The 12,958-nt window shown below is 59.6% G+C and carries 6 protein-coding genes; 3 read left to right on the top strand and 3 right to left on the bottom strand.

Annotation, left to right across the window (positions count from 1 at the left end; genetic code table 11):
* The first annotated feature begins 109 nt into the window (after positions 1 to 109).
* Both AB4O22_RS05810 and AB4O22_RS05805 read left to right on the top strand, forming a co-directional pair.
* Entirely contained in the window at positions 110 to 1,768 is a 1,659-nt protein-coding gene (locus AB4O22_RS05810; protein ID WP_460095987.1) for a cyclic peptide export ABC transporter, read from the top strand.
* Positions 1,769 to 1,805: 37 nt separating this feature from the next.
* Complete coding sequence (locus tag AB4O22_RS05805; protein ID WP_460095986.1) at positions 1,806 to 5,969, top strand: amino acid adenylation domain-containing protein; 4,164 nt, start codon at positions 1,806 to 1,808, stop codon at positions 5,967 to 5,969.
* Positions 5,970 to 6,297: 328 nt separating this feature from the next.
* Here AB4O22_RS05805 and AB4O22_RS05800 read toward each other — a convergent pair whose 3' ends face one another.
* Together AB4O22_RS05800 and AB4O22_RS05795 are read right to left on the bottom strand one after the other, a co-directional pair.
* Entirely contained in the window at positions 6,298 to 7,329 is a 1,032-nt protein-coding gene (locus tag AB4O22_RS05800; protein WP_124356368.1) for an IS110 family RNA-guided transposase, read from the bottom strand.
* Between the two features lie 433 nt (positions 7,330 to 7,762).
* Complete coding sequence (locus AB4O22_RS05795) at positions 7,763 to 9,193, bottom strand: IS1182 family transposase (protein WP_460095985.1); 1,431 nt, start codon at positions 9,191 to 9,193, stop codon at positions 7,763 to 7,765.
* Positions 9,194 to 10,067: 874 nt separating this feature from the next.
* Here AB4O22_RS05795 and AB4O22_RS05790 point away from each other — a divergent pair.
* Entirely contained in the window at positions 10,068 to 11,000 is a 933-nt protein-coding gene (locus AB4O22_RS05790; protein WP_460095826.1) for an IS110 family transposase, read from the top strand.
* Positions 11,001 to 11,556: 556 nt separating this feature from the next.
* Here the strand turns inward: AB4O22_RS05790 and AB4O22_RS05785 are convergent.
* A complete protein-coding gene (locus tag AB4O22_RS05785; RefSeq protein WP_460095984.1) occupies positions 11,557 to 12,861 on the bottom strand; it encodes an IS4 family transposase in 1,305 nt (434 codons plus the stop codon).
* Between the last annotated feature and the right edge of the window lie 97 nt (positions 12,862 to 12,958).

The raw sequence follows: 12,958 nt of genomic DNA, 5'->3' as shown, positions 1-12,958 counted from the left end.
AATCGTTCTAAAGAGGGGCACAACCCAATCCAGCGTGCCTTCGCCCTAAAGCCCTCCCGGCGAACACCCGCGATGGCCTTCGCCCTTTTCATCAAGCAGGGAAACCTCCATGAGCCAACCAACACGCGGAGTGATCAATGAACTGTTCACCCTGCTCAAACCCTTCAGGCTGATTGTCGTAGGCTCCATCCTCTTGGGCATGTTGGGCGGCCTGAGCATCACCGCGCTGCTGGCCACCATCAACGACACCCTGAACGCCGCCGTCACGCCCACGTTCCAGATGCTGATGAAGTTTGCCGGCCTCTGCGCGGCGGCCCTGCTGACCTCGATTCTTTCCGACATCGGCACCAACCACGTCGGCCAGAACATCATCGCCGAGCTGCGTAAATCCCTCGGCAAGAAAGTGCTGCTGGCGCCCATCGAACAGATCGAGCGCTTTCGCAGCCATCGGCTCATCCCGGTGTTGACCCACGACGTCAACACGGTCAGCAGTTTCGCGTTTTCGTTCGCGCCACTGGCCATCGCCTTCACCGTGACCCTCGGTTGCCTGGGTTATCTGGCCTACCTGTCGCTGCCGATGTTCTTGTTGCTACTGGTGGCTCTGGTGATCGGCACGGTCGTGCAATACGTGGCCCGGGCCCGCGGCATCCGGGGCTTCGAAGACGCCCGCGAGGCTGAAGACGCGCTGCAGAAACACTACAGCGCAATCGCCGCCGGAGCCAAGGAACTGCGCATCCATCGCCCACGCCGCCAGCGCATGTTCAGCCAGCGCATCGAAGCCACCGCCGACTACATCTGCGACACCAATATCCGCTCGGTCAACACCTTCGTGGTGGCCAAGACCTTCGGCTCGATGCTGTTTTTTGTGGTTATCGGCCTGGTGCTGGCCCTGCAATCGCTGTGGCTGGGCACCGATAAGGCCGTGCTCAGCGGTTTCGTGCTGGTGCTGTTGTACATGAAGGGCCCGCTGGAATACCTGGTGATGACCTTGCCGGTGATCAGCCGGGCGAACATTGCGTTCAAGCGCATCGCCGAACTGGCCGAACAGTTTTCCTCACCCGAACCGCACCTGCTGCTCAATGACGAGCGCGTCGCCAAGCCGACGATCCAGCAGCTTGAATTGCGTGACGTGCATTACGCCTTCCCGGCGGTCGACGGCAGCCAAGCCTTCGCCCTTGGACCGGTCAACCTGTCTATCACCCAGGGCGACATTGTGTTCATCGTCGGCGAGAACGGTGGCGGCAAGACCACGCTGATCAAGCTGCTGCTGGGGCTCTATGCCCCCCAGGGCGGCGACATCCTCCTCGATGGCGAGCCGGTGCTGGCGGCCCAACGTGACAATTATCGCCAACTGTTCACGACGATTTTTGCCGATTACTACCTGTTCGATGAACTGGTCCAGGGCGATCACCAAGTGCCTGAAAATGCCAACCGCTACCTGGAACGCCTGGAAATCGCCCATAAGGTCAGCATCCGCGACGGTGCCTTCAGCACCACCGACCTGTCCACCGGCCAACGCAAACGCCTGGCGCTGCTCAACGCCTGGCTGGAAGAACGCCCGGTGCTGGTGTTCGATGAATGGGCCGCTGACCAGGATCCGGTGTTCCGCCGCATTTTCTATACCGAACTGCTGCCGGAACTGAAGGCGCTGGGCAAAACCATCATCGTCATTTCCCACGACGATCGTTACTTCGATAACGCCGACCAACTGATCCGGATGCAGGCCGGTCGGGTCGTCAGTGAAAAGGTCCCGGCAGCCTTTGCCTGAGCCTGCCCGACGCAATGCTGTTTACCGCGAGAACACCATGAACGAACTACTAGATGATGATCTGCTGACGCTGCTGCTGGAGGATGTCGCTGGCGACAGGCACGAAAGCTCCCGCCGGCTGAACCGCGCGCCCTTGTCTTTTGCCCAGCAACGCTTGTGGTTGGAGCAACAGCGCGACCCGACCCGTTCGGCGTACAACCTGCCACGCGCCCTGCGGCTGACGGGCGAACTCAATGCCGGCGCCCTGGAGCAGGCACTGAATCGCGTCATCGACCGCCACGACATCCTGCGCACCGCGTTCATTGAAATCGACGGCGCCGCGAGCCAGGTGGTCGAGTGCAACGTTTGCCTGACCCTGCACCGGGATGACCTCGGCACGCTCGACCAGCCGGCACGCACCCTGGCGCTCTCACAGCGCATCGAGCAGCATGCCCGGCAACCGTTCGATCTCACCCAGGCGCCGCTGATGCGGGCAACGCTGCTGCGGCTGCGCAGCGACGAACATGTGCTGTTGCTCAACATGCATCACATCGTCTCCGATGCCTGGTCCAACACGATCCTCATGCAGGACATGACCCAGGCCTATGCCCAGGCCTTGCTCGGCGATCCGTCAGCGCTGCCGCCGCTGCCCATGCAATACGCCGACTACGCCACCCATCAGCGAGGCGAGTACTTGCAGAGCGCAGCCTGCCAGCGCAGCGGCGAATACTGGAGCAATTACCTGGGCCACGACCTGCCCACGCTGGAACTGCCCCAGGATTTCCCCCGCGCCACTCGCCAGCAACCGATGGCCGGACGCGTGCATGTGGCGCTTGCCCCGGCAATGGCCCAGGCCCTGGAAGCATTCTGCCAACGCCAGGGGCTGACGCCTTTCGTGGTGGCGCTGGGTGCCTGGCAATTGTTGCTGGGCCGCTACGGCAACCAGAACGACTTTACCGTCGGCGTCCCCAACGCCAATCGCAACAGCCATGAAAGCCAGGACCTGGTGGGGTTTTTCGTCAGCAGCCAGGTGTATCGGGCGCGGATCGACTCGGCCCGCAGCGTGTTGGGGTTTCTCCGGGATCTACGCGCGCAGTCCCTCGCCGCGCTTGAACATGCCGACTACCCGTTGGAGCTGATCCTTGATCAGTTGCAACGTCCCGGCGTACAGGGCGCCAACCCACTGTTCCAGGTCTTGTTCAACTGGCGCACCGGCACGCCCGCACTGCCGGCGCCGCCCCGAGGTCAACTGACGCTGGAATTTCTCGATACCGGTGACAGCCAGGCCAAGTTCGACTTGTCGCTGGATGTCGACTATTCACAGCAGCAGATCGTGGCGACATTCGAATACCGCCGTGATCTCTACCGCGCAGACACCATCGAGCGCATGGCCGAGCACTGGCAGAACCTGTTGCGGGGCCTGATCGAGACGCCCGAACGCACCCTCGGCGAACTGCCATTGCTCAACACCGATGAACAGCGGCAAACCCTGGACCACTGGAACCGCCAGCCGACTCGACTGCATCGAGGACAGTGCCTGCACCAATTGATCGAAACCCATGCCGCCGCCACGGGCGACGCCATCGCCCTGACCTTTGAAGGGCAGCACATGAGTTATGCCAAGCTCAACCGACAAGCCAACCAATTGGCCCATCGGCTGATCGCCCAAGGCGTCGGGCCCGACGTATTGGTCGGCATTGCCGTCGAGCGCACGCCGCAGATGATCATCGGCCTGCTGGCGATCCTCAAGGCCGGCGGTGCCTACGTGCCACTGGACCCGTCCTACCCGGCTGACCGCCTGGCCTACATGATCCAGGACAGCGGCGTCACGCAGATCCTGACCCAGGCCCACCTGCGTGAATCGCTGGCGCTGCCCGCTGGCATCAACTGTTTGTTGCTCGACCCCGTCGCTGTCGATGGCGACTATCCCGAGCACAATCCTGACGTGCCGATGCACCCGGATAACCTGGCGTACGTGATCTACACCTCAGGCTCGACCGGCCAGCCCAAAGGCGCGTTGCTCGCCCACCACAACGTCAACCGATTGTTCCAGGCCACGGACCACTGGTTCAGCTTCGATCAGCAGGACGTCTGGTGCCTGTTTCATTCCTATGCCTTCGACTTTTCCGTGTGGGAGATTTTCGGTGCCCTGCTGCACGGCGGTCGACTGGTCATCGTGCCCCACGCCGTGAGCCGTTCGCCGGAGGATTTCTACGCCCTGCTTTGCCAGGAAAACGTCACGGTGCTCAACCAGACGCCCTCGGCATTCAAGTCGTTGTTGCAGGTCGCCTGCGCGCCTCGCCAGCCTCTCGTCCACCGGTTGCGTCAGGTGATTTTTGGCGGCGAAGCAATTGATGTGCAGAGTCTGCGCCCCTGGTTCGAACGGTTCGGCGACCAGGCGCCGCAGTTGATCAACATGTATGGCATCACCGAGACGACGGTGCACGTCACCTGGCGACCACTGTCGATGAATGACTTGCACTGCGAGGCCGCGAGCCCTATCGGCGAGCCTATCGTCGACCTGTCCTGGTATCTGCTCGACGCGCACCTGAACCCGGTGCCCAAGGGCTGCATCGGTGAGCTGCACGTTGGCCGGGCCGGCCTGGCCCGCGGCTACCACCGGCGCGCCGACCTGACCGCCACACGGTTTATCCCCGATCCGTTCGACCCTATTCCGGGTGGACGCCTGTATCGCACCGGCGACCTGGCACGCTACCGCACCGACGGCAGCATCGAGTACATCGGACGCCTGGATCATCAGGTCAAGATCCGTGGATTCCGCATTGAACTGGGCGAAATCCAGGCTCGCCTGCAAACCCTGCCGGCGGTGCGCGATGGTGTCGTGCTGACCCATGAAGGCCCCGGCGGCCTGCAACTGGTCGCCTACGTGATCGCCACGCAACCGGCCACGGCCGAGTTACGCGAAGGTCTGTTGACCGCGCTCAAAGCGCAGTTGCCGGACTACATGGTGCCCAGCCATCTGCTGTTCATCGAGCACTTGCCGCTCAATGCCAACGGCAAGCTTGACCGCAAGGCCTTGCCGGAACCGGACGCCTGTCTGTGGCATTCGAATTACCTGGCGCCCCGCACACAGTTGGAAGAAGCCCTGGCGCAGCTCTGGCAACAGTCCCTCAAGGTTGAGCGCGTGGGGATCAATCACAGTTTCTTTGAACTGGGCGGGCATTCGATCCTGGCGATCGAGCTGATTGCCCAACTCAAGGCCCGCCTGAATATCATCGTGCGGCTGCAGGAGTTGCTGGCCAACCCGAGCGTCGCCGAGCTGGCGCTGTTCATTTCGCAAAAGCACCGCGAACAGACCCCATGTCTTGTCCCCTTGAACACCACCCCCACCGGCGCGCCGCAGTTGTTTTGCCTGCATCCCAGCGGTGGCATCGTGTTCTGTTACCAGCCGCTGGCGCGCAAACTCCAACCTCGGGCGCGCACCGTTGGCGTCATGCACCGCGGCTTCAGCGAACCCCACGCAGGGCCTGAAGCCTGGCGCGAGATGATTGCCGATTACAGCCAGGAAATCGTCACGGCCCAGCCGCAAGGTCCCTATTACCTGATGGGCTGGTCGTTGGGCGGCGCCATCGCGCTGGACATCGCCGCGACGCTGGAAAGCCAGGGCCACACCGTGAGTTTTCTCGGCTTGGTGGACAGCACGATTCCTGAACACCTGTACCCGGCGACGTTGTCGCGTCATCGGCATTTACCAGGCGCTGAACAGGCCGACCCGGCCTCTCAGGATCTGCTGGAGGCCATCGAATATTTCGACCTGCTGTTTCCGACCCTCACCGAACGCACGGCGGCTTACCGGCAAGAGCACCCCGCCAGCACGGTCCAGGCATTCCATGAATGGGCCACCCGCCAGATCGAGCCGGGGCGAGGCGATTTGCTGTCAATCGTGCAGAGCGTCAAGGATGAAGTCATGAACGCCCAGGCGTTCTCCGTGCATGATCGGTTGCTGGAGGCTTTTGAGGGGTTCAGCTTCAAACCGGTGCGGGTACGTCCCAGTTGCTGGTGGACACAGGCGGAGAAAACCCCGGGGGAACTGGCATTCTGCGAAGCCCTGCTCAAGGAATACAGCCTGACGGGTGAGTTGCAATGCTCGGTGCATTCTCCGTTGCGTCATCGCAGTATGATTTTTGATGATGTGTTGCTTGATTCGCTGGTCGAGGTTTTTTTGGCCAGTACGATTGAAGGGGAAAAGCACTTAGGGTAGGTGTGTATATCCGTTTCTTCGGTAACGGCGGCTTAGGGTTCCGCCCTTATGTATGGACTCGCCTCCACTGTCTACCCGCTTTTCAACACTGCTACCCGGCTGCATCTATGTATAAGGCCTATTCGAGGAAGCCCATCTTTGGCTTCTGGCCAACATTGGTTGAGCTCGCGGTATGCCGATTACGTTCAGGCCTCGAAGGCCGGTAAGGGCGCAGGCATCGTTCCGCGACGGTCTGACCTGGGGTCAATGTTTTCTAGCAGGGGCTGGAGCGCTTTACGCCCCGGTGGCAGAACTCTGGTGATCTGTAACTTGTCGCAGCCGGCCGGCCTTAGGCCGGTTGGCTGTGATAAGTCTGGTCATTCTGTAGCAGCACCCAGATGATTCGTAGGTTGCGATTCGCTAGTCGTACCGCCGCTTCCTTACGTCCTAGCCGACTCAGCCAACGTTGCAAGCGACGATCGTCGGGCTGCTCAGAATCAGGACGTAGGTGCCTCAATACGGCGTGAGCACCCTGAACCATCAGGCTACGTATGTAACCATCGCCTCGTTTGCTCATCTTGCCCAGGCGAACCTTCTGCCCACTGCTGTTCTGATCGGGCACCATGCCAAAGTAGGCGGCGAACTGGCGTGCATCGGCAAAACGTTCGGGTTCGGTCTGCTTGGCTAGCATCGCTGTGGCGATGATCGGACCGACACCGCGTACCGTCATTAACCGTCTGGCGGTTTGATCCTGGTTCGCAGCGATCTCCAGGCGACCGGTCAATACGTTGATCCGCTCGCCTAACTGGCGCCATTCGCCCAGCAGCTCGTCGATGAGTTCGCGCAATATGTCTGGCAATGGTTGGGTGGCATCCTCCAGTATCCGAGGTAGGGTTTGACTGATAGCAACATCACCTTGTGCCAAGGCAACACCGTGTTCCATCAATAGCCCGCGCATCTGGTTACTCGTAGCTGTACGCCGACGCACATAACCCTGCCGGGCACGGTGTAATGCCTGCATGGCCAGTGCTGCAGCACTTTTGATGGGCACCGCTGTGATTTTGGTGTCCCGTCCCGCCCGTAAAATGGCCAGCGCATCGTTGCGATCATTTTTTGCGCCACTGCGGTGGTCGGCCACCAGCTGCGCCGGAAGAACTCGCGCCAGATTACCCTGCGCCTGCAGCTGTCGTGCCCATGCTTGAGCGCCGGGGCCGGTTTCCATCAGTACAACGATGTTTGCCGGCAGCTTGCGCAAGAATGCGTGGAAGGACTCACGCGACTTGATGCGTTCTTCATAAAGCACCTGGCCAAGAGCATCTTCGCCTACGACCTGAAATACCTGCTTGGCTAGATCGACTGCCACTGTCGTACAGGTCGACAGATCGGTTGAAGACAGGGACTGTTTAAGCGTCGTATTCTTTTTCATGGACTCGCCCTCGCTGTCGTTGGCTTCTTAGACTGCCACCGCGGCGCATTGACGCCTCGGCGTGGGCGAGTCCATCTAATTACGGCGGCTCACTTTTGAAAAGCCCGGAAGCCGGCCCAGTCAAAAGTAAGCAAAACGCTACATGCCCCACCACTTGGTGCCTCGCCTAGGCTCGGCATGCCCTCACTCCGGCATTGCTCCGTGGGCCGCCGCGAAGGGCCATCCATGGCCCAGAGTGTGTAAAAACCGATAAAAACATCGTCGGCACGTAGTGCCGACAGGTGTTGGCCAACTGATTAAAACCTGAAGCGTTCCTGTAGCTCCAAGCGGCCCCTACGAACGCTAGCAAGGCTTCATAGCTTGACTAACGGGGCAAAACGGCAGGCTTTCAGGCCGCCAGCGCCTTCATCAGACCCTGCGCACCAAGGATTTTCATCACTCTTTTCCAATTGTAAGCGAGCACATTCAAGCTCATTTCAGTACTGACCCCAGCCAGCCGCCGTGTCAGAAAATGCGTCGCTCCCATCCATTGCTTCAGCGTCCCGAAGGGATGCTCGACCGTTCGCTTGCGGATGATCATCATCTGCGGCTCATTGTTCAGCCGGGCCTGCATTTCCTCCAGTACCGCCTCATGTTCCCAGCGCCGAACTTTTCGCTCTCTGGCCGGTGTGCATTGCGCCTTTATCGAACAGGCTCGGCAGTTGGAGTGCCAGTAAACGTCCAGCTTCTTGCCCTTGTCGACGTAAGCGTTGCGCCAGATCAGCACTTGCTTGGCGGGGCAGACGTACACATCTTTTTCCGCGTCGTAAACAAACTCGTCATTGCCGAAGCGACCATCAAATTTGGCCCGCGAGCTCAGCGTTTTCGGCACATAAGCTGTGATCCCTGCCTCATGACAGGCCAGGATTTCTGCGCTTTTGTAATACCCTCGGTCCGCCACTACTGACAACGATTCGCTTTGCATCGCCTCACGGGCCTGCTGGGCCATCGAGCTAAGCTGATCACGGTCGTGACCGACATTGGTCACCTCGTGCGCGACGATCAAATGGTGTTTGGTATCGACTGCTGTCTGCACGTTGTAGCCCACGATGCCATGACCGCTCGTCATCATCATCGAGCGCGCGTCCGGGTCGGTCAGCGAGATCTGTTTGTCCGGCGATGCTTCAAGCTGTATTTCAATCGCCTGAAGCGCCTTCATCTGCTCCTTCAATTTGGCGATTTTCTCTTCCAGGCCGCCTTTGGGCCCTGAAGACTTGTGCTCTTCCCGATCAGCCTCATCCAGCGCCTTCAGATAACGGGCAATGCTTGATTCGATCTCTTCCATCCGGCGCTTCAGCTTGGCGCTGGTGAAATTGCGGTCGCGGTGGTTCACCGCCTTGAATTTACTGCCATCGATGGCAACGAAATGTTCCGAGAAAAGCCCCAGCTGTTGACACAGTACGACGAACTGCCGACAGACTCCTCGAATGGCCTTTCCGTTGTCTTTGCGGAAGTTGGCGATGGTCTTGAAATCCGGCATCAGGCGACCGGTCAGCCACATCAGCTCGACGTTGCGCTGCGCCTCGCGCTCAAGGCGCCGGCTTGACTGGATACGGTTGAGATAGCCGTAGATGTAGATCTTCAGCATGACTGCAGGGTGGTAAGCCGGTCGGCCCGTTTTAGCGGGGACAGCGCTGTCAAAACCCAAGCTGATCAGGTCGAGCTCATCCACGAAGACATCGACAACGCGCACCGGATTGGTGTCGCTGACGTAGTCGTCCAAGCTCTCGGGGAGCAAGGTAGTTTGATCTCGGTGTTCACCTTGGATGAAGCGTTTCATGGGCAGCCCTTGCGATGAAGTCCTGGGAGAATCATAGCAAGGTTGGCTTCGAGTTTTTACACACCCTGGGCCCAGCGCGGCTATCCCGGCATCCATGCCGGGATGCCCACTCCGCAATGCCTGCGTTCGGCCAGCGTGGTTAACGGGGCGCCGAGATCAACGTCCAGCGCGAGGCGGCCTAGTAGCCGACCTGGCTCTCCCGGTCGTACGCCCATCAGATCTGCTTGAGCAGAATCTGTGGGAGCAAAGCTTGCGCGCGAGGCGGCCTTACAGCCGGCCTGGCTCTCCCGCTCGTACTCCGATCCCATTGTGGGAGCGAGCTTGCTCGCGAAGGCGTCGGCACAGCCAACATCACAGCAAACTGATCCACCGCTTTCGCGAGCAGGCTCGCTCCCACATGGGGCTGGCGGGTGTTCACAGCATCCCCACACGACACAAAAAACCTGTGGGAGCGGGCTTGCTCGCGAAGGCGTCGGCTCAGCCAACATCATAGCAAACTGATCCACCGCTTTCGCGAGCAGGCTCGCTCCCACATGGGGCTGGCGGGTGTTCACAGCATCTGCACACGACACAAAAAACCTGTGGGAGCGGGCTTGCTCGCGAAGGCGCCGGCACAGCCAACATCACTGCAAACTGACCCTCCGCTTTCGCGAGCAAGCCCGCTTGTGTCTTGCGCTGCGATTAGACTGAAGGTGAGAGCGGTGGGCGGCAAGCTGAACGCCCGAAGTGCTTAAAGCACGTGTGGGAGCCCATGCTGCCACTCACCTCTCCACTCTGGTCATTGAGCCCGAACAGTTGAACGAGCCCACCTCGAACAGTTACAAGCGTGGGCCAAGCCAGAGCGCTCTCACCTTGAGTGTAAGAGGGTTTGGCTATGTTTTCCTATCCAGCAGGTATTGATGTTTCCAAAGACAGTCTTCAGGTTCAGGTTGATCTGTTAGATGTCGGGGTGAGTTGCCCTAACGCCGAGGGTGATTTTCCTGGATTAATTGGTTGGCTACTGCTCCATCAGGTCGGTCGCGTGTTGCTGGAAGCCACAGGCGGTTACGAACGAAACGTCATGAAAGCGCTTCAGGCTGCAGGCTTTGAGGTCATTCGGATCAACCCTTGCCGTGCCAAGAACTTTGCCAAAGCAATGGGACAACAAGCTAAAACCGACCCGATAGATGCGCGCCTCCTGGCACAATTTGCAGCGGTTATCAAATCTGCTAACAGCCGGGTCACAAGTGCCGAACAGGACGACTTACGCGCACTGGTCCAGCAACGGGAAAACTTTGTTCAGCAAAGAGATGACGACAAGCGCAGACTTAAAACGGCCTCGTCTGAGGCAGTCAAACCCGCGTTGCAGAGTCATATCGACTATCTATGTGAAGCCGTTAAGCTGATAGAAAAATTGATCCGTCAAAGCGCTGAAAGCCTGGACCGTGAAAAAGTTACTCGTCTGCGCTCGGTCAAGGGGATCGGTCTCGTTACGGCGGCTAGTGTAATGGCCTATCTTTCAGAGCTCGGCGAGGTTGGCCGGCATCAGATCGCTGCATTAGCAGGTATCGCCCCCTACAACGACGATAGCGGTACGCACAAAGGCAAACGCTACATCAGTGGCGGTAGGTTCGCCGCCAGACGCGCTCTGTATATGGCCTGCTGGTCTGTGATCAGGTTTCAGCCTGACTTCAATGCGCGGTATAAGGCGCTGCGCGAGAGAGGTAAATGCGCCAAGGTTGCGCTCATCGCATGTATGCGAGTCTTGTTGGTACGTCTAAACGCAATGATCCGGGAGGGTTCTGAGTGGAAGGGCCGCATCGCCTGAATTGTGATTATGGGAATCCCCTTCAGACTTGCATAGCCCAGAGCTGTGGGAGCCTCGCTGTCCCTGGAAAAGATGGCTAAATAAATCATCCAAGACAGTTGCTCCCACATGGGGTTGGCGGGTGTTCACAGCATCTGCACACGACACAAAAAACCTGTGGGAGCGAGCCTGCTCGCGATGACGCCAGCACAGCCAACATCACTGCAAACTGAACCACCGCTTTCGCGAGCAAGCCCGCTCCCACAGGAGAAACGCGGTCTCACCAAGAACCAGGCCGGCTGTTAGGCCGCCTCGCGGTGGACGTTGATCTCAGGCGCCCCGTTAACCACGCTGGCCGAACGCAGGCATTGTGGAGTGGGCACCTCGGCATGGATGCCGAGGTAGCCGCGCTGGGCAATGGATGGCCCTTCGCGGCGGGCCCACGGAGCAATGCCGGAGTGAGGGCACACCGAGCCTAAGCGAGGTGCCGAGTGGTGGGGCAAAAGCGCTTTGGTTACTTTCGCCTGGGCCGGCATTCCGGCTTTTCGAAAGAGACCCGCTGTAAGAGCCAGCCCTTTCAAGGTCTTTTGGCTTTAGCGGCCTTGAGCACCCGATCCGTCGACACGTGAGCATTCGCGGCTTTGCCTTCCAGCCACTCTTTGGATTTGGGCACCTTCGGGCCCCGTTTGCTCTTGGCGACGGCTTTGGGTAAGACGTTTTTCGCCAGCATCAGTAGGTACGGGGCCAGCCCATCTTCGGGGATGGGGATCGATAAGGGCTCTGGCGGCAAAGCAATCTGCATGCCCTCATATCCGCTGCGTACCTGTACCGTCAGGTGGAAAATCGATGCGTCCCAATCGTCGGGCACGGTCTGGCGATGGGCCTGTTCAACGCTGCGCTTGAGCACGGCCAAGACGTTGTAGGCCAGCACCGCCGACGCAAATCCCAGCAGGGCCGCCTTAGGGTTGCCCAAGGTTCGGATTTCACTGTCCAGCACCGATTCCAGGCGCTGGAACATCCCTTCGATGCTCCAGCGACGGCGGTACAAGTCGGCGATTTGCTCCGCACTGATCGAGTCGGGCAAGTTGCTCCAGAACAACAGCCTGGTGTCGCCAGATTCGGTCGGGGCTTGCAGGGTCAATTCGATACGCCGCCACTGGCGACCACCTTGAACTTCGATGATTTGCTCGCGCACGCTACCTGCCGCGACCGCGACAGGCTCCTGCCAGTCGCTTTCCTTAAGCAGGCGTGGATGCTTGCTCGGCTCACGAATGATGAAGCACGCCCCGGTATCTTCGCAGGCCGTCATGACGGGGAGCGTGCAATACAGTCGATCAGCCATCCACAGCTGCCCCGCACAGGCCTTTTCCAGCAAGGGCAGCACGCTGATGCGCTCGCTGGCGTAGGCATCCTCACAGGGCTGAAGATCGACGACCTGGTCCAGATCGGGGTCGTAGACCACGACGGAAAAACCAGGCCGGGCGGCGCCACGCTCACGGCGCAAAGCGCCCAGGCGTTTTTCGCTAGAAGGCAGGTGGTTGCCGTCGACGACCCGCAGTTGCCAGCCAGGCAAAATGGCTGAATGTCCCAGCTCTTTTATCGTTGGGGCCAAGCGCTCTGCGCTGCCGGTGATCAGAGCGCGCAACAGCGCAGGCTCTGTCCGGCTGATCTTGTCATACAGCGCCGCCAAACTGACAGGAAGGTCTTCCATCTGCCGCGCAGCGGCATGCAGTGAAGGCCGCAAACCCAATGAAACAAGGGACATCAGTTCAACGATGGTTGAGAACAATAGCTCACGCGGGTACTGCCGTTGACGATGTTCTTCGAACATCTGATCGATCCATTCGGCAGGAACAACCTGCTCCAGAATCACTCTGGTCATGACACTGGCCGGTGCTTTTTTCTCAAACCGCGCTAGAACTTCTGCCCACATCGCTTCTGTCACCCTGACTGAGTTTTGTGGGATTTTATCAAAGACC

The sequence above is a fragment of the Pseudomonas sp. S3_B11 genome (assembly GCF_054667715.1).
This window is presented reverse-complemented; position numbering and strand designations above follow the sequence as displayed.